The sequence below is a fragment of the Alcanivorax sediminis genome, from assembly GCF_009601165.1.
GTDB lineage: Bacteria > Pseudomonadota > Gammaproteobacteria > Pseudomonadales > Alcanivoracaceae > Alcanivorax > Alcanivorax sediminis.
The window spans coordinates 119215-138067 of record NZ_WIRE01000003.1 but is presented as its reverse complement, the minus strand read 5'-3'; the positions used below and the strand labels follow the sequence as shown (position 1 = coordinate 138067).

Here is an 18853-nt window from a genome sequence, read left to right as displayed (position 1 = left end):
TCGACTTGCATGTGTTAGGCCTGCCGCCAGCGTTCAATCTGAGCCATGATCAAACTCTTCAGTTAAGAAAAGCGTTTAAAGTGGCCTTCCGAAGAAGGAGCACTTAATACATGCTCAGTTCGTCATCTGAATTAACAAAAACTTGTTGACTCGTTCAGAACTGAAATCTTTAAAGATCCCATCCCGAACAGGTCCCACACGTTTGCTTGCCTGATTGTTAAAGAGCGTCTCGTCCGGTGCCGCGCTTCGCGTTGTTGCCCCGTCGAGGAGTGCGCATTCTAGAGATTTACGGAGAACCGTCAACTCCTTTTTCGCATCTTTTTAATCAAACGGTCACCTGTTGACCATGAAGTGCAAAAAAGCGCCAAAAGCAGCTGTTTTCGGCTAGTTCTTGACCATGTTGCGCCCATGTAAAACCCGGTACAAGAGCAAAATGGTAGCAATACTGACAAAGATCAAGGTCTCACCATAGCCCGACTTCTGCACCCAGCTCTGATGAACCAGTCCAAGCGCTAACGCCACAAAGACAAGACGGTGCAATTTCACCCATTTCTGGCCCAGCCTGCGACGGGAACGGCGGGTACTGGTCAGCGCCAGCGGCCAGAGGGCCAGCCAGCCAAGGGACCCTACGATGATGTAGGGACGCTTGGTTAGTTCCTGCCCCAGATAGGCAGGGTCCCAGCCCAGCAGCAGGGTGCCCCAGCAAATAAAATGCATACATACGTAGGCAAAAGCCCACAAGCCGAAGGTTCTTCGCCAGATGACCAGCCCCGGAACCCTCATCAGCTGGGCTGCCGGACGCATGGCCAGACAGACCAGCAGCATCACCAGTGACCACCAGCCCAACAGTTTAACCAGCGTTTCCGCCGGATCAGGGCCCATCTGCCCACTCACTGCCTGATAAATGATCCCCGCCAGAGGCAGCGCCCCCAACGGCCAGGCTAGCCAGCTCCATTGATTGGTTTTCATCAGTAGAACTTGCTCAAATCCATTCCTTTATAGAGCCCGGCCACTTCTTCATACCCATTGAATGGGCGAGTCGGCACCCAATTAGGGTCAAAGAAAGAATTGGGCAGGCGCCTCTCCCGGCTTTGCGACCAACGGGGGTGGTCTACGGCAGGGTTCACATTGGCATAAAAGCCATACTCGTCCGGGGCAAGCATGTTCCAGGTGGTCTTCGGCATGGTCTCGGTCAACTCTATGCGCACAATAGACTTGATCGACTTGAACCCATACTTCCAGGGAACGACCAACCGGAAGGGCGCTCCGTTTTGATTGGGCAGCGTCCGTCCATAAAGGCCAACGGCCATCAGGGTCAGGGGATGCATGGCCTCATCCAGCCTTAACCCTTCACGATATGGCCAATCAATGCCGGTGAAAGGCGAACGTACTCCCGGCATCTGCTTTGGGTCTGCCAAACTGGTGAATGCCACGTATTTGGCTTTGCTGGTAGGCTGCAGCTTCTTGAGCAAACTGGCCAGTGGCACCCCTACCCAGGGGATCACCATGGACCAGGCCTCCACGCAGCGCAGGCGATAGATTCGCTCTTCCAGTTGCAAGCCCTTGAGCAGGTCTTCCAGCGCATACTCTCCGGGCTTATCCACAGCTCCTGCCACCGTGACCGTCCAGGGATCCGTTTTCAGGGTATGGGCATTCTCTGCAGGGTCTGTCTTGCCGGTACCAAACTCATAAAAGTTGTTGTAGCCGGCCACATCTTTGTAGGGAGTCAGCGCATCCGTGGCATTAGGACTGCCACTGACAGCACGAGCAACCTGATCCTTGATCCACAGCGGCCGAGACGCATCTTCGTCTACAGCCTTAACCTCAGCGGCCCATGCTGGCACGGCACTGAAAAGACCTGCCAGACCACCAAGCATCATCAGCTCCCGCCGCTTCAGATATACCGACTCCGGTGTAATTTCATGGCTTCTCGGTGCAGCTGGGTCTTTTTTGCGAATGATCATGACAACTCCAGGGCCTGAGGTTTCCATAAAGCCTAAACGAAAAAAGGGGCGCTCAAGTGAAAGCGCCCCTCTTTGATGCCGTCAGATCGAAATTGTTTCAACCTCAATGATGGTTGTGATTATTAAGGGCCATCGATAACAGCCTTCCCTTTGGCCGGATCGACCTCATACCAGCGAGTCTTTTGCAGCGGACACCCCTTTAATTCACCACCATCGTGGACACTGGTGCCGGAAAGAACGACCAGAGAACCACCGTCTCCGCAGGTGCCGCCGGAGCCACCACCATCGCCTCCGTCACCACCACCGCCATCACCTGACGACGGAGGCAGAATCAGCACCTGCGGCGTCGAGGGCAACCCTTCCTGGGTACTCTCGGTATACCGATCCGTCACAGTGCCATCATTATTGCCATCCAACCCCTGCGGTGAGCCATCAATGGCGGAAATACCGTAGAGGCGCGCCTTACTTTGCACCGTACAGGTCTGCTTCAGCGAACCGGTGTCCGGCAAATAAGTGGTGAAGTAAATGGTGTTCTGAATAATCGCAGGACTTGAGAGTACTTTTTCCCCCTCTCCAGTCAGCTCAATCAGCCAGCCCGATTTGCCATCAAGCTGACTTTGCTCTGGGCTTACGTTGGATGTTACGTCCAGCAGATCACTGTCAGTAATGACCTCACTGGGCTCTTTGTTCGCCAGCGCACTGGTGTCATCCAGAACAAAGAAGTGCTCATCCGCCTCTGTATCCAGCGGGTGCGCCCGATACCCTGAACCGAGCGCAACCCTGAGCATCCAGTCTTTGTTTTTTTGCCCCAGAGTAATTGCGGGAGCCTCATAGAAACGACGACGACCAGCATCCCCTCCTGCACCATCGCCAAGCTTCGCCAGGGTCACCACTCTTTTTACTAAATCAGAGGCGCCGCCATTCTGGTTGTTTAAGTCGACCCGGAAGACCTGCCCCCCCAGATCAGCCGCGTAGAGGTAATCTGTAAAGCCATCGAAGTTGATATCCACGGCAGATATCGCTCCTGGAATGCTCCACTTCATATCTGAATGGGAGTCTCGTGTAAGCCCCCCAGAACTGCTTCCAGAGGTCACTTTCCAGATCAGACCGCCCGTGTAGGCATTCACGACATATATAGCGTTGCCCATGATATCGCCACCGGCACTGAACTCACCCTGCACATCGTGATCGAAAGAACTGTAACCGCCACCAAAGATCAATACGGGCACAGCCTTGTCATCCAGCATCACCTGCCCAAGTGTCGGCGTGGACCAGGTTTGCCCCATCTCAACGAAATCGCCGCTGCCTCCGCGGATACGCCATAACCAACGCGGCGTCGTCTTGTTGCTCACATCCAGCGCATAGTAATTCCTTCCGCCACGACGCATGCCGCCATAGAGATAAACCCGATCAACCTTGGTCAGATTATTTGGGTCAGGCTGCCGCCAGGCCATCCATGAACCATCCAGACCATAAGTGGTGCGGTTGTTGTCTGCATCCAGCGGCGGCTGACTATAGCGCTCTGCCGCCATAGCAGCCTGCTCTGCTGGCATGAAGGTGAAATATTCCTTACCCGACTGGGCATCCAACGCATGCAACATGCCATCATTGGTGCTGACAAAAAGCACATTGTCCTGTTTGTCAGGGTCATTTCGTGCGCTATCCAGATCGCCCTGATAACCATAGTTCACCAGACGAGGCTCACTGTGAAGCGGATCCCCCCATGACTCCATCAACTTGCTGAATAGAAGATTGCGCTGCTCATCACTCGCATTGGCATCAAGACCGTAGGCAACCTTTGCGAGGTCATCTGGATCCTCGATCAATGCGATTGAAGACGAGCTGCCAGATGTAGCCAAGGCACTACCGATATCATCACCATTGCCGGAACCAGCCACAAACAACTTGCGATCATCACTGTTTAGCAGGCTGCGCGCGCCCCCCATTTCGACCTCGGGGCCATCTGCATTCTGTGACCAATAACTACGCGCGTTTTCTGCAAAAAAACCGGTGTTAGGATCGACCGCTGGGCGGCCATCCTGGTCAACCAGTTCAGGTGCATCGTTACCTAGGGAAAGTCGGTAGCGCTTAAGGTTGCCTTCCCAACGAGAATCCATCTCCGGACCAAAGATTGCGTAATACAGCTGGTCAAGGTGCTGCATGCGGTTGAGCTGATTCACCGCTACACCCGGCGCCGCCACAGTGCTATTCACATCGGAAATAGAATTGATAATCTGGCGCAGCGCACTTTCCAACTCGGTAGCAGAAGCTGCGGTTAACGCCGAGCCTTGGCCCGCATCAGCCACTTCTGCGAGCTGAGCGGCCGTAACCGGATCAAGGTGGAAGCCTACGGTATGAGTCTGAACGGCACTTTTTTTGGTGTTCTCAGTACCGTCATACAGCCAACTAGCCAGCTGCTTCATGCACGCAAAGCTAGCCTCTGGCGTCCCACCCTGGATCCCGGACGCACAATTGCCACCCTCTCCAGTAGTAGATGTGACCTGACCGTAGGAGGTATCTCCCGAGGGCTGGCCATCAGTCATTAAAATAATGTGATTGGAACTGCACTGCCCCGCATTGCTATCAAGTGGAGTTTGATAAACTCCTCTCTGATCAAACCCAACTGCATCCGGCTCACCTCGTGCGAACACAACATTTTGGCCCATCATATACTTGGCCATTTCTGTGTACGCCTCCATCAAGGGTGTGCCACCATTAGGAGAGATGTTGTTCACCATGCGCTTCAGGTCATCACGAACCCGCTCCCCGTAATTGGACTGGCTAGCACTAAGCGCAGTAATCACCAAGCTGGCGCCATTGGCCTGACCTGATTCAACTGCAGCCAAACGCACATCCTTATCCGCTGAAACTGTCAAAACCAAACGACCATTCGCCTGCCAGGCGGGGCTGGACATGGCCTCGCTGACAAGACTGGTGACGTCAACTTCATGGATAACACCAGGGCCATCGAACTCTCCGTCAGCGCCTTCTGTCACATAAGTCACAGACGACCCTGTGCTTCTGGCACTGATGTTGCCGCTATTTGTTTGGAAGGGATCACTTGTTCCCTGCTCTGCCCGAAATGTCAGAGTCACATTGCCATAATCAGGCTGCTCCTGCGTCTCAGTCCAGCACCAGCGCCCCCAGCATTGCTCTACTTCGGTAAGTTGGGTTGCCCCCTTGGCGCCACGAAAACGCAGTACCGCTTTTTCAATTACATCCGGTTCCGCATTAGACGCACGAGGGTCGAAAGGGATTGCAGCAAAGCGCCAACCAGCCAACCGTGATTGCTGAACTGGCAGCGAAGAGGAATCCGTTTCGACCAATCCCTGAGGAGACTCCCAGGCATCATCGTTAACGCTTTCCAGCGCATAGGCCATTCCCTGGTTACACGAAAGTTGGTCCCTGTAGACCTGACCATCAGAGGGCCCACCAACCACTGCAAGGCTTTCATTAATACCCCAGGTAATCCTCAATCGCGGGGCATTTCCATTCCGGGAACCATAGGCATAAATTTCCCGTGAATTGTTCGGCGCCTGACTACGAAAACGCAACGCCAGCCCTTGACCACCACACCAACTGGGCCTTGATGTCGCAGCTTGCAACAAAGAGGTAACGTCTACTAGCTCGCGGGTATCACGACGCTCCCAGGCTTCGGTGACGCTACTGGAAAAGCCGTTACTCCAGGCTCGATCTGATACTGTATCCAGTGCAGTAAAAGGAGCATTCAGATCAGATACATCGTATGAACCTTCCAGCTGCAAGGGCGATGTCGCGTCCTCGCTGGGATCCACCTCTAAAACCGCTCGCTCAATCACAGCATAGCGAGGCACATCAACAGCCGGAAAGAACAAACCTACCTGCCCACCAGCCTGACCACCATTCGGGAAATCAATCGTTTCGTTGGTTGCCTGCAGGTTCCCTGAAGCATCCTCAACGATATCGCCATACTCATCTTCAACAGCATGAAGTACCTGGGTATTCACCAGGTTATCGAGCTGCTCAACTTCGCGCATAACGTAGCCGCCAATGCCACTACCGAGACCATTACCACTGCCTGTCTGACGATAGCGACCAACCCCCATGCTGATGCCGCCACCCAGGCTATCCACGACATTGGAGAAAGCTTCTTTTAACTGATTGATGCGTCGATTCTCAACATCATCACAGGCCTTCACATAACGACCGTTGTACTCTTCTTCTTCACACCAGAGCATGGAACCGGAGGTATCAATTAACACCATGACCTGTGCCTCTGATCCCGATAAAGAGGGAGAGAGATAAATCTCGGTATCATCAGCGTAAACACCAGGTGCAGACAGCAGACAGCACAGTGCGACAAGTCCTGAGCTAAGGGCTTTCATGGAGCTCTCCGATTCTAGTTATTCTTGGTCTGGGCTATCAAAGTGCCCGGATCGGTCATGGCTTTGAGATGAAATTCCTGAACATGGTAAGCCTCTACCCCCAAGTCAGGCGCCGCACCTTCCGCGGTTGCTTCCAGACGATGGTGGACAAGTAGCTGCTGCCCATTGAGCTGGGCACCTTCCAAAAGAGAAAAGTCCTGCGCAATACCAAGCTGTACGGTGCGCGACTGAGCCTGCAAAAGGCCGCGCGAATCAAACCTGGCCTGCTGCGAACACGCCCCCGGGTTGTTGGCAACGGCAGCTTCCTGACAAAGCCGGACCTCTCCACCATCCAGCAAGTCCAGTAATATCAGAGAGTCCGTATTCAGCATTTCTGTATAGGTCGATGCCAAAGACGACTCAGCGGCATGAAATGTCATCTTGGAAAGTTGTGCGCTGGTAGCAATGCGGGCGTTAAGCATTGACGTGCGCAATGCTGACACACCCAGCATCGCTAAGATGACCAGTAAAAAAAGCGTGACGATTAAAGCCACACCTTGCTGGCTAGTACGAGCCCCCGACATACCCCCTCCTTGCTGTTGACGGCAACCAAGTCTGACTTCCACGATTTCCTAAATCGCGAACCAAGCCGAGCCAAACACTCCGCCAGAAACCGGGCCGTTAATTTTTTTACTGTATTTTACAATTTGAAACCGAGGAACAGGATGATTATGTATGCAAGTTTGGCCACATGAAAGCCATTCATCCCCCGACAAGCGGAAAGTCGCACAAAAAACGTGCAAGGTAAAGCCAAAAAAAAGTACAAAAGTACCAGAATATGATGCGCGTAGCACTTTTAACCTATGAGCCCTACACGAACAGGGGGCAGGAAACAAGAAGATAACAGTGAACAGAATCGCCAGCAGAAACCTGCTGGCGTCCAAGGAAAGGAAAGAGGGAAAGAATCAGATATTCGCGGGCTTCCTCAGATTCCAAAGGCTCATCACCAGGCCTGCCACCACGTAGATCACTGCCACACTGAGCAGCACCAGCGGTGGATCCAGGAAGACGATGGCGAAGGCGATGATCACTCCCAGTAGCACCTTGAAGGGCACCCGGCCGATATGGAACTCCTTGAAGGAGTGATACTTCACTGAAGACACCATCAACAGGCCTGCACCGGCCACCATCAGGGCGACAAGCCAGGAGACGTCCGCCCCCTCTACCCCACGGCTGGCGCCCAGCCAGACCATGGTCGCCACCAGGCCCGCACCGGTCGGACTGGGCAGACCAATAAAGAAGCGCTTGTCGGTGGATTCTGCCTGCACATTGAATCGTGCCAGTCGCAGAGCGGCACAGGCCACATAGATAAAGGCCGCCACCCAACCAAATTTACCAAGCCCTGACAGGGCCCAGGAGTACGCCACCAGCCCTGGCGCCACGCCGAAGGCGACGCAGTCAGAGAGGGAGTCGTACTCGGCCCCGAACTTGCTCTGGGTATTGGTGAGACGGGCAACGCCCCCATCCATACCATCGAGGATGCCGGCCACGATAATACCGAGGGCGGCGTTTTCGAACATCCCGTTCATGGCAGAGACAATCGCGTAGAAGCCAGCGAACAGGGCACCAGTGGTAAACAGGTTCGGCAGCAGATACACACCCTTGTGACGGGCGCCCGTGCGATGCTCGGCTTCCACCACCTCGAAGGTTTCCGGTGTGTCAGACGTCTTGATCTTGTCGTTATCCTGCATGGTGGTCCATCCAAATTGAATGGGCCTAGTCTACCCCAGACCCGTAAAACAAAAAACGCGGCCTGGGCCGCGTTTTTGCAATCGTCACAAAAGCTTAGTTCTTGGTCTTGTCGACGATCTGGTTTGCCTTGATCCACGGCATCATGCCACGCAGCTTCTCACCCACCTGCTCGATGGGGTGAGCGGCGTTGTTGCGACGGGCCGCCGTCATGGACGGGTAGTTGTGAGCGCCTTCAGCGATGAACATCTTGGCGTACTCACCGCTCTGGATGCGCTTGAGGGCATTGCGCATGGCGGCACGGGATTCATCGTTGATCACTTCCGGGCCTGTCACGTACTCACCGTACTCCGCGTTGTTGGAGATGGAGTAGTTCATGTTGGCGATGCCACCTTCGTACATCAGGTCAACGATGAGCTTCAGCTCGTGCAGACACTCGAAGTAGGCCATTTCCGGCGCGTAACCGGCTTCGGTAAGGGTTTCGAAACCGGCTTTCACCAGCTCTACCGCACCACCACACAGAACAGCCTGCTCACCGAACAGATCGGTTTCGGTCTCGTCCTTGAAAGTGGTTTCAATGATACCGGTACGACCGCCGCCCACACCGGAAGCGTAGGACAGCGCCACGTTCTTGGCGTTACCTGAGGCGTCCTGGAAGATAGCGATCAGGTCAGGAATCCCGCCACCCTTGGTGAACTCGGTGCGCACAGTGTGACCCGGCGCTTTCGGAGCGATCATGATGACGTCCAGGTCGCTACGGGGAACGATCTGGTTGTAGTGGATGGCAAAACCATGGGCAAACGCCAGGGTCGCACCCTCTTTCAGGTTCGGCTCGATTTCGGCCTTGTACAGCTGCGCCTGGAACTCATCCGGAGTCAGGATCATGACAACGTCAGCAGCCGCAACAGCAGACGGTACATCGCTGACCTTGAGGCCATGGGCTTCCGCCTTGGCGATGGAGGAAGAACCCGGGCGCAGGCCCACAGTCACATCAACGCCGGAATCGTTCAGGTTGCAGGCGTGGGCGTGGCCCTGAGAACCATAACCGATGATGGCCACTTTCTTGCCCTGGATGATGGAAAGGTCACAATCCTTGTCGTAATACACTTGCATGCTCATAGCTCTGACTCGTTGCGGTAACGGAAAACGGGGGTGACAGGCCGGCCGGCCTCTCATTCAGGCCAGCTACTCTAGGCTATCTGCAGCATTGCGTAAAATGATATATTTGGAATGCAGCATTCCAAATATCGAAACAAAGAGCCCATCATGGATACCAAGCCTTTGCGCCTGTTCCTGACTCTGGCCGACACCCTTCATTTCGGCCGCGCCAGCACCATGTGTCACGTTAGCCCCTCCACACTGAGCCGCACGATTCAGCAGCTGGAAGATGAGCTGGGCGCCCCGCTCTTCTACCGGGATAACCGCACGGTCAGCCTGACCCGGGAAGGCCAGCGTTTTCAGGAATACGCCCGCGACACCCTGACCCGCTGGGACAACCTGCGCCATGCCTTGCAGGAGGACCGCCGAGTGCTGCAGGGTGAGCTGAGTCTGTATTGCTCGGTGACCGCCAGCTACAGCTTCCTCTATGACATTCTCAGCAGCTTCCGTCATCAATATCCGCGTATTGAGCTGAAGCTGCATACCGGCGACCCGGCCCAGGCAGTCCATCGTATCCAGCATGGCGAAGAAGATATTGCCATCGGCGCCCGACCGGACCACCTCCCCGGCAGTATCGCCTTTCGGCCTATCGCCCGTTCTCCCCTGCTGTTCATTGCACCCGCGAGTCAGCCACAGCTGGCCGAACGACTGAGCGGCAACGCCGACAAGCAGGCATGGGAAGACATCCCGATGATTCTGTCAGAGGAAGGCCTTGCCCGGGAAAGAACAGATCGCTGGTTTCGCCAGCTGGGCGTCAAACCTCGGATTTATGCCCAGGTCAGCGGCAACGAGGCGATCGTCAGCATGGTCAGCCTTGGCTTCGGGGTCGGCGTGGTGCCAAAGATCGTGCTGGACAACAGCCCGCTGGCTGCCCGAATCCGCTCACTGGATGTCCAGCCGACCCTTGCCCCCTACGAAGTGGGACTTTTCACTCAGGAGCGACGGCTGGAAGAACCGCTAATCAACGCGTTCTGGTCACAGGTGACGGAATAGGCGCCGTTTCGAGTTTCGAGTTTCGAGTTTCGAGTTTCGAGTTTCGAGTTTCGAGTTTCGAGTTTCGAGTTTCGAGTTTCGAGTTTCGAAGATCAAAACACCCACCGAGGAGAGCGCAAGGGTTTTGCCGTTCGAAACTCGTTACTCGCAACTCGCTGCTCCTGCTCCTCGCTGTGGCACGGATCGCTTGCAGGCATACCCTGAAGGACACAGAGAGCTCCCACAGCAGCCCCTTCCTGACAGGTTGAGCTTTGCTGTACCAAAGCCGCAGAGCGGCCACAAAAAAACCGCTCCGAGGAGCGGCTTTTTCGTCTGGCATCCAGCGTCAGGCGTCGAGCGCACTTACAAACTCAACACCTTCTCGCCACGGGAGATACCCGAGACACCGGAGCGAACAACCTCCAGCACCTGAGCTTCACCGATAGCGCCAATGAAGGCGTCCAGCTTGTCGGAAGCGCCGGTGAGCTGAATGGTGTACACCGTGCTGGTCACATCCACGATCTGGCCGCGGAAGATATCCACGCTACGCTTCACCTCAGCACGCTGGGCACCAGTGGCCTTCACCTTGATGAGCATCAGCTCACGCTCAATATGAGCACCTTCGGTCAGATCCACCAGCTTCACTACCTCGATCAACTTGTTGAGGTGCTTGGTGATCTGCTCAATCTTCAGGTCATCCCCATAGGTGGTCAGGGTCAGGCGAGACAGGGTGGTATCCTCGGTGGGCGCCACCGACAGGGAGTCAATGTTATAGCCCCGCTGGGAGAACAGACCAATCACTCGGCTCAGCGCACCCGGCTCGTTTTCCATGAGAATAGAAATAATTCGACGCATCAGGTCCGCTCCGTCTTGCTCAGCCACATATCACGCATGGAGCCGTCAGCGATCTGCATCGGGTATACGTGCTCGGTGGGATCCACATAGATATCCATGAATACCAGACGATCCTTCAGTGCGAAGGCTTCGTTCATGGCACCTTCCAGGTCTTCAAACTTGGTAATCTTCATGCCCACATGACCGTAGGCTTCCGCCAGGGCCACAAAGTCAGGCAGCGATTCCATGTAGGACTGGCTGTGGCGGCCACCGTACTGCATGTCCTGCCACTGCCGTACCATGCCCAGGGCCTGGTTATTGATGTTGATGATCTTCACCGGCAGGTTGTACTGCAAACAGGTGGAGAGCTCCTGAATGTTCATCTGAATGGAGCCTTCACCAGTGACACAGGCTACCGTGGCATCCGGAAATGCGAACTGCACCCCCATGGCTGCCGGCAGACCGAAGCCCATGGTGCCGAGGCCACCGGAATTGATCCAGCGACGAGGCTTGTCGTACTTGTAGTACTGTGCCGCGAACATCTGATGCTGCCCCACATCAGAGGTCACATAGGCATCGCCGTTCGTGGCTTTGTACAGGGCTTCAACGACCTGCTGCGGTTTCATGGGACCATCTTCATTGGTCTCGTAACGCATGCCATGGACCTTGCGCCAGCCGGCGATTTCTTCCCACCAACGCTCCAGGGCTTTCTGATCAGGCTCGCCGCCATGCTCATCCAGCGCCGCCAGCATTTCTTCCAGCACCTGCTGAACCGGCCCTACGATGGGGATGTGCGCCATCACGTTCTTGGAAATGGTGGCCGGATCGATATCGATGTGAATAATCTTGGCGCCCGGACAGAACTTCTTCACGTTGTTGGTGACCCGGTCATCAAGACGGGCCCCTACCGCCAGGATCACATCGGAATTATGCATGGTCATGTTGGCTTCATAGGTGCCATGCATGCCCAGCATGCCAACATGCTGCGGATCCGTTCCGGGGAAGCAACCCAACCCCATCAGGGTGTTGGTCACCGGGAAGTTGAGTCGATGAGCCAGCTGGGTCAGCAGCTCACTGCCCTCGCCCTGAACCACACCACCACCGGCATAGATCACCGGACGCTTGGCCTTCATCAGCTCTTCCACTGCCTTGCGGATCTGGCCGGAATGGCCGCGGCTGACCGGCGCATAGGAGCGCATCTTCACTTTCTTGGGGTATTCGTAGGGGTTCTTCACGTTCGGCGCGGTCTGATCCTTGGGGATATCGACAAGAACCGGGCCCGGACGGCCAGTGGTGGCAATGTAGAACGCCTTCTTCATGATTTCCGGGATATCCTTGGCATCGCGGACCATGAAGCTGTGCTTCACCACCGGACGGGACACGCCGATCATGTCGGTCTCCTGGAAGGCGTCATCGCCAATCCAGTCGGAACGCACCTGACCTGACAGGACGACCATGGGAATAGAGTCCATGAAAGCTGTCGCCAGGCCCGTAATGGCGTTAGTGGCACCCGGGCCAGAGGTCACCATGACCACACCCGGTTTACCAGTGGCACGGGCATAACCGTCTGCTGCGTGGGTCGCAGCCTGCTCGTGACGCACCAGAATATGGCTGACCTTGTCTTGCTGGAACAAGGCATCATAGATGTGCAGTACGGAGCCTCCGGGATACCCGAAGATGTACTCCACTCCCTCGTCTTGCAATGCACGGACCACCATTTCCGCGCCGGATAACATTTCCACGGTTGTTACCTCAAATCAGAATGCATAATCCCTACCGCGCACAGGCACAGCAGGACGGACTTTGCTTTTGCTGGAGACCTGCAGAGAGAACGCCATAGTTGGGCATTCTGAAGTCCTGTCGGAGGTGGCCGACAAAGACGCAGGCAGAGACGCAATCAGGAGGGGCTGGATCAAACCGGGAAGATAAAGAGAGTCCTCCCGCTCAGAAACAGAGACCTCCGGAGGCTCCCACAGCGGGACGAGAGTGCAGTGATACTGCTGACCGGACATCGCGGTAACGATGCCCCGGGTCCCGGCCACACAAACGCCGGTAAGCGAATGCGGGTCCCGATCTCCGGAAAGGCTTGATTCTCTCAGAAATGTGCGGCAAATCAAAGCCCCTTGTCGGCTTGGGCTTGCAGAAACGCCCGAAATCACGTCATGCTAAAGTCTGATTACGCACCCTTTTCAATAAGAAGACTGACACCATGAAACGATTCAGCCTGTTGCTGGGGATTACCCTGCTTGCCTTTACCTCTTCTGCCATCGCCGAAAAGTTCTACAAATGGGTGGATGAGAATGGAGTGACCCACTATGGCGCTCAGCCGCCCAGCAATCAGGACGCCAGCGTGGTCAACACCCGGGCCAATGCCAGCTCCAGCCAGGGCGATGCCATTGAAGCCCTGAACGAACGCCGCGAGGCTGACGCCAAGCAGAAAGAGAACGCTCGTAAAGCAGAGGCAGAATCACGGAAAGCCTCAGAGAATCCTGACGCTGCAAGCGAAGAACGCTGTGCTGGCCATAAAAAGAATCTGGAAATCCTGCAGAACAAACCGATCGTTAGACGGGAAAACCCGGAGACCGGAGAAATGGAAGTGCTGGACCAGGAACAGCGTGAAGAGATGATGTCAGAAGCTCGCAAAGCCCTGGAGAAATGCGAAGAGATGTAATTGCTACCAGCGTGAGAATGTGAAAGGCCGCTCTTGTGAGCGGCCTTCTTGTTTACCTCCCATGCATATCAATGATGGAACGAGAAAGCCTCGCCTTCCACATCCACCTTGATCGCATCGCCTTGGGCAAACTCGCCCTTAAGGAGAGATTGCGCCAGCGGATTTTCCAGCTGCTGCTGAATCGCCCGCTTTAGAGGACGTGCGCCGTAGACCGGGTCAAAGCCCGCCTCCACCAGCTTGTCCAGTGCGGCATCGCTGATCTCCAGACGGATATCCCGCTCAGCCAGACGTTTGCGAAGGTAATCCAGCTGAATGGAGGCAATGCCCTTGAGTTGATCTTTTTCCAGCGGGTGGAACACCACCGTTTCATCCACACGGTTAATAAACTCCGGACGGAAGTGGTTGCCCACTACCTCCATCACCGCGGATTTCATGGTTTCGTAATTGCCCTCGCCGGCCAGCGTCTGGATCAAGTCTGAGCCCAGGTTGGAGGTCATCACCACCACGGTATTGCGGAAGTCCACGGTGCGCCCCTGACCATCAGTGAGACGACCATCATCCAGCACCTGCAACAGGATGTTGAACACATCCGGATGTGCCTTTTCCACCTCGTCCAGCAGCACCACGGAATAGGGCTTGCGGCGCACGGCTTCGGTCAGGTAACCACCTTCCTCGTAGCCCACATAGCCAGGGGGCGCGCCCACCAGCCGAGCCACGGAGTGCTTCTCCATGAATTCGGACATATCGATCCTTACCATGGCCTCCTCGGTATCAAACAGGAAGTTGGCCAGCGCCTTGCACAACTCGGTTTTACCCACACCGGTGGGACCAAGGAACAGGAAGCTGCCGTTGGGCCGGTTAGGGTCGGACAAGCCAGCCCGGGAGCGACGCACCGCATTGGCCACGGCTTCCACCGCTTCGTTCTGGCCCACCACGCGCTGGTGCAAACTCTCTTCCATGCGCAGCAACTTCTCTTTCTCACCTTCCAGCATTTTTGAGACCGGAATGCCGGTCCACTTGGACACCACCTCGGCGATTTCTTCCTCGGTTACCTTGTTGCGCAGTAACTGGGTTTCCGCCTGAACCTGTTGTTCCTGATCCTGGGCCTGCTGAACCTTTTTCTCGAGCTCCGGAATCAGACCATATTGCAGCTCAGACATCTTGTTGAGATCTCCGGCACGACGGGCCTGCTCCATCTCTACACGGGCCTGTTCAAGCTCCGCCTTGTACTCGGCCGCGCCTTGCAGAGCCGCCTTTTCCGCCTGCCAGATTTCATCCAGATCAGCGTACTCTTTTTCCAGTTCGCCGATGTCTTCTTCCAGCTTGTCGAGTCGCTTTTTGCTGGCGTCATCATCTTCCTTGCGCAGCGCTTCGCGCTCCATCTTCAACTGGATAAGACGACGATCGAGACGATCCATTTCTTCCGGCATGGAGTCAATTTCCATACGGATTCGACTGCCCGCCTCATCAATTAAATCGATAGCCTTGTCAGGCAGCTGGCGATCCGTGATGTAGCGATGACTCAGCCGCGCAGCCTCAACAATGGCGCTATCGGTAATGTCCACACCATGGTGCACTTCGTAGCGTTCTTTCAGGCCGCGCAGGATGGCGATGGTGTCTTCCACCGTGGGCTCGTCTACCAGCACCTTCTGGAAACGCCGCTCCAGCGCCGCATCCTTTTCGATGTACTGGCGGTATTCATCCAGCGTGGTGGCACCCACGCAGTGCAGTTCACCGCGGGCCAGGGCCGGTTTGAGCATGTTACCCGCATCCATGGCGCCGTCGCCCTTGCCTGCACCGACCATGGTATGCAGTTCATCGATGAACAGGATGATGCGACCTTCCTGCTTGGCCAGCTCGTTGAGCACCGCCTTGAGGCGCTCCTCAAATTCACCGCGGTATTTGGCTCCGGCAATCAGCGCAGCCATATCCAGGGACAGCACCTGCTTGTCCTTGAGCCCTTCAGGCACTTCACCGTTCACAATGCGTTGCGCCAGACCTTCCACGATGGCCGTTTTACCCACACCGGGCTCACCGATCAGCACCGGGTTGTTCTTGGTACGGCGCTGCAATACCTGAATCGTGCGACGAATTTCATCATCGCGACCAATCACCGGATCCAGCTTGCCCGCCTCGGCACGCTCAGTGAGATTGACGGTGTACTTGTCCAGCGCCTCGCGCTTGTCTTCTGCATTGGGATCGTTCACCGTCTCGCCTCCACGCACCGCAGCAATTTTTTCCGCCAGGATTTTCTTGGTGACACCGGCATTCTTGAGAATTTTGCCCAGCTCACCACTGTCATCACAGGCCGCCAGCAACACCACTTCCGACGACAGGTACTGATCGCCATTCTGCTGCGCTTCACGATCGGCCAGGTTCAACAGACGACCAAGGCCCTGACCCATGGTGACATCACCATTGAAATTACTCACCGTGGGCAACTTGTCCACGGCCATATTCAAGGCGGTGATCACATCGGCAGGATTGGCACCGGTTTTTTCCACCAGCGGACGGGCCACACCCCCCTGCTGCTGCATCAATGCCAGCATCAGGTGCACGGGTTCAATGGTGCTATTGCCCTGCCCCACGGCCAGGGATTGCGCATCCGACAGGGCTTCCTGAAGGCGCGCGGTCAGTTTGTCCATTCGCATTACTTGGCTCTCCTTTGTCCGGCGGAGACCCGCCCGGCCACTCCCTGACGGCAAGCGACCGGCGATCACCGGAAATCAATCAACTGCCCCTAAGATGGGTCCGATTGGGCCAAGTTCAAGAGTAAGTGAAGAAAGGAACAGATTTTATTGCCGTGGATCAAGAAAGCGGCTTATCGCCATGATCACTGTGGGATAGGCAGGAGATGAGGCTTGTGACGCAAGAGGGGAGCCGCCGTTTGTCGGGTGGCGCATTTGCACGCTCGTCAGCCGCTATTGATTGCTCTCCCGGTCCAACCAGATCAGTGAGGCAAACCGACCGGTGTCGCCTTCCTTGCGATAGGAGTAAAAGCGGTCCAGGTCACAGGCCGTGCACAATTCGCCCCCCTGCACATCCGTCACCCCGAGGCTCGCGAGCTCGATCATGGCGGCATGGACCACGGAGAAGCGCCAGTGATGAGGCGTCGCATCTTCCCGAAAAGCCGTCTTGAACGCAGGGTTGGTGTCGGCGAAGGCACGATAAACCTCATCGCCCACCTGATAACATTTCCCGCAAATCGCAGGGCCCAGCCAGGCACTGACAGGCTCCGCATTGGGCGCGATGCTTTTTACCCCTTCAGCAATAACACCCGCCTGCAGCCCTCGCCAGCCCGCATGGACCGCCGCTACGGCAGTGCCATCATTCCTGGCCAGCAGCACCGGCAAACAATCCGCGGTGAGCACCACACATGGCCAGCGCTGCTGATCAGTCCAGACACCGTCAGCCTCATTATTCTGCTCATCTGCCCGAATCACCCGCTTGCCATGGACCTGCCACAACCACGCCGCGGGATGGTCCGCCTGGAGCAACTTTTCCACGTGACGCCGGGCCTGCTCCACTCGGCCAGGCTGATCGCCACAGTTCAGGCCCAGATTGAAGCCGTTCCATGGCTCCGGAGAATGCGAGCCGGCGCGGGTGGTCACCGCCACTCTCACCGCTGGGTGAGGGCGCCAGTCAGGCCAGAGCCACTGATCTTTCTGCGGCAGAGTCATAAATAGCTCATTGTGCGGCAGCGGAACAGATGCCGCTCGCCAGTTTCCACTTGAACAACACATCATGGTGGCTCGCTGTTGGAGCAACAATACCTGTATCCATACTGCCACCTCCCACCCTGACAGGAGCCCCCACTGACACCTCCGACTGGGCAACCGCATAGGTATAAGTATGCTCTACCTTTTCCACCACCACGTGCTGAGTAGTTGATTGTGCCAGCTCCATGCAGCGGCGATTAAGATACCCATCCAAACGATCCCAGCCTGTGAATTTTTCTGCTGTATAACTGACTTTCACCCTGCCGGATTCCAGCGTTTCGTCCTGGTAGCCCTTCACGCCATCCCAGGCGTGGTATTTACTTGCACAGCCAGTCAGCACTCCAACTGACGCTGCCACAATACAGGCACGCAATGCGAGCATTATCGTTCCTCTCCCGGCTTTATTGCTCTTTGGCATCGTCTTCCAGCACCTTGATAAGCCCGAGCATGTCATCGGGTAACGGCGCCTGAAACTCACAATATTCGCCACTGGCCGGGTGGATCAAGCCCAGGGTACGGGCATGAAGCGCCTGACGCGGGAAGCGGCGCAATGCCTGGCGCAGTTCCTCGGTAGCCCCGGCCGGGAATTTGAGACGACCGCCGTAGAGCGGGTCACCCACCAGCGGGTAATTGCGATACGCCATGTGCACTCGGATCTGGTGGGTACGGCCGGTTTCCAGCTTGACCTGGATACGGGTATGGGCGCGGTAGCGATCCATGACCCGGTAGTGAGTAACCGCTTCCTTACCGCCTTCCTTAACAACAGCCTGCTTCTTTCGATCCACGGGATGGCGGCCGATAGGCGCATCCACCTTGCCACCCCCGGTCATCACGCCCACAGCGATCGCTTCATACTGCCTGAACAGACTCTTGTCCTGGAGTTGCGCAACCAGACTGGTATGTGCCTCCAGAGACCTGGCCACCACCATCAGGCCTGTGGTGTCCCGATCCAGGCGGTGAACAATACCCGCACGAGGCAAACTGTTAAGGCGCTCGTCATGATGGAGCAGTCCATTCAACAGGGTGCCGTCCGCATGCCCCGCCGCCGGATGGACCACCAGCCCGGTGGGCTTGTTAATGACAATCAGGTCCTCGTCTTCATACACCACATCCAGCGAGATCGCTTGAGCCTGATCATCCAGTTCTGGCTCGATCACCACTTCAAGCGCGAGGGACTCGTTGCCCGTAAGCTTGTCCTTGGGCTTGGCTTTCTTTCCATTGACGGTAAGCACCCCATCCTTGATCCAGCCCTGCAGCCGGGAACGGGAAAATCCGTCGAACAGCTCGGCGGCAACCTGGTCCACCCGAAGCCCTGCCTGCTCTGCCCGTACTTGCTCAGTACGTTGAATTTTCTCGCCGCCAAGATGTCCCATAATCCAACCTGTGTTTAAATGTCGCGGTACTTTACCCTGTAACGCGCCATTGTAACCCTTCCGACGAGGA

General features: G+C 56.1%; 14 protein-coding genes and 1 rRNA gene. 2 read left to right on the top strand and 13 right to left on the bottom strand.

All coding sequences use genetic code 11. The features are described from left to right. The 7 genes from GFN93_RS16555 to ilvC all read right to left on the bottom strand — a co-directional run. A 16S ribosomal RNA gene (locus tag GFN93_RS16555) occupies nt 1-65 on the bottom strand; the annotation flags it as partial. A gap of 319 nt (nt 66-384) precedes the next feature. Then, complete coding sequence (locus tag GFN93_RS16550; protein WP_153502405.1) at nt 385-969, bottom strand: protein-methionine-sulfoxide reductase heme-binding subunit MsrQ; 585 nt, start codon at nt 967-969, stop codon at nt 385-387. After that, a complete protein-coding gene (msrP, locus tag GFN93_RS16545) occupies nt 969-1964 on the bottom strand; it encodes a protein-methionine-sulfoxide reductase catalytic subunit MsrP (protein ID WP_153502404.1) in 996 nt (331 codons plus the stop codon). Before msrP ends, GFN93_RS16550 begins: the two co-directional genes overlap by 1 nt. A 122-nt stretch (nt 1965-2086) precedes the next feature. Further along, complete coding sequence (locus GFN93_RS16540; protein WP_153502403.1) at nt 2087-6328, bottom strand: pilus assembly protein; 4242 nt, start codon at nt 6326-6328, stop codon at nt 2087-2089. 14 nt (nt 6329-6342) lie between these two features. After that, nucleotides 6343-6891, bottom strand: coding sequence for a pilus assembly PilX family protein (locus GFN93_RS16535; RefSeq protein WP_153502402.1), 549 nt, complete (start codon nt 6889-6891; stop codon nt 6343-6345). A 381-nt stretch (nt 6892-7272) separates the two neighbouring features. Further along, nucleotides 7273-8058, bottom strand: coding sequence for a CDP-diacylglycerol--serine O-phosphatidyltransferase (pssA, locus tag GFN93_RS16530; protein WP_153502401.1), 786 nt, complete (start codon nt 8056-8058; stop codon nt 7273-7275). 94 nt (nt 8059-8152) lie between these two features. Continuing rightward, on the bottom strand, nt 8153-9169 hold the full coding sequence (gene ilvC, locus GFN93_RS16525; protein ID WP_153502417.1) for a ketol-acid reductoisomerase: 1017 nt from the start codon (nt 9167-9169) through the stop codon (nt 8153-8155). A 153-nt stretch (nt 9170-9322) separates the two neighbouring features. On the opposite strand from ilvC, the gene ilvY reads away from it, so the two are divergent. After that, nucleotides 9323-10207, top strand: a complete 885-nt coding sequence (gene ilvY, locus GFN93_RS16520) for an HTH-type transcriptional activator IlvY (protein WP_153502400.1) — start codon at nt 9323-9325, stop codon at nt 10205-10207. A gap of 342 nt (nt 10208-10549) precedes the next feature. Here the strand turns inward: ilvY and ilvN are convergent, their stop codons facing one another. Both ilvN and GFN93_RS16510 read right to left on the bottom strand, forming a co-directional pair. Next, nucleotides 10550-11041 carry an acetolactate synthase small subunit gene (gene ilvN / locus GFN93_RS16515; RefSeq protein ID WP_035234382.1) on the bottom strand — a complete coding sequence of 164 codons (492 nt, stop codon included), beginning with the start codon at nt 11039-11041 and terminating at the stop codon, nt 10550-10552. Then, nucleotides 11041-12762, bottom strand: coding sequence for an acetolactate synthase 3 large subunit (locus GFN93_RS16510; RefSeq protein WP_328594832.1), 1722 nt, complete (start codon nt 12760-12762; stop codon nt 11041-11043). The genes ilvN and GFN93_RS16510 overlap by 1 nt, the downstream gene beginning before the upstream one ends. A gap of 467 nt (nt 12763-13229) precedes the next feature. On the opposite strand from GFN93_RS16510, the gene GFN93_RS16505 reads away from it, so the two are divergent. Continuing rightward, nucleotides 13230-13691: a DUF4124 domain-containing protein gene (locus GFN93_RS16505; RefSeq protein WP_153502399.1), complete on the top strand. Its 462-nt coding sequence runs from the start codon at nt 13230-13232 to the stop codon at nt 13689-13691. 68 nt (nt 13692-13759) lie between these two features. Here GFN93_RS16505 and clpB read toward each other — a convergent pair whose 3' ends face one another. The 4 genes from clpB to rluD form a co-directional block, all read right to left on the bottom strand. Then, entirely contained in the window at nt 13760-16342 is a 2583-nt protein-coding gene (gene clpB / locus GFN93_RS16500) for an ATP-dependent chaperone ClpB (RefSeq protein ID WP_153502398.1), read from the bottom strand. A gap of 270 nt (nt 16343-16612) precedes the next feature. Then, nucleotides 16613-17371, bottom strand: a complete 759-nt coding sequence (pgeF, locus tag GFN93_RS16495; protein ID WP_153502397.1) for a peptidoglycan editing factor PgeF — start codon at nt 17369-17371, stop codon at nt 16613-16615. A gap of 7 nt (nt 17372-17378) precedes the next feature. Continuing rightward, nucleotides 17379-17792 carry a hypothetical protein gene (locus GFN93_RS16490; protein WP_153502396.1) on the bottom strand — a complete coding sequence of 138 codons (414 nt, stop codon included), beginning with the start codon at nt 17790-17792 and terminating at the stop codon, nt 17379-17381. A 19-nt stretch (nt 17793-17811) separates the two neighbouring features. Further along, nucleotides 17812-18783 carry a 23S rRNA pseudouridine(1911/1915/1917) synthase RluD gene (gene rluD, locus GFN93_RS16485; protein ID WP_153502395.1) on the bottom strand — a complete coding sequence of 324 codons (972 nt, stop codon included), beginning with the start codon at nt 18781-18783 and terminating at the stop codon, nt 17812-17814. Nucleotides 18784-18853 lie beyond the last annotated feature (70 nt).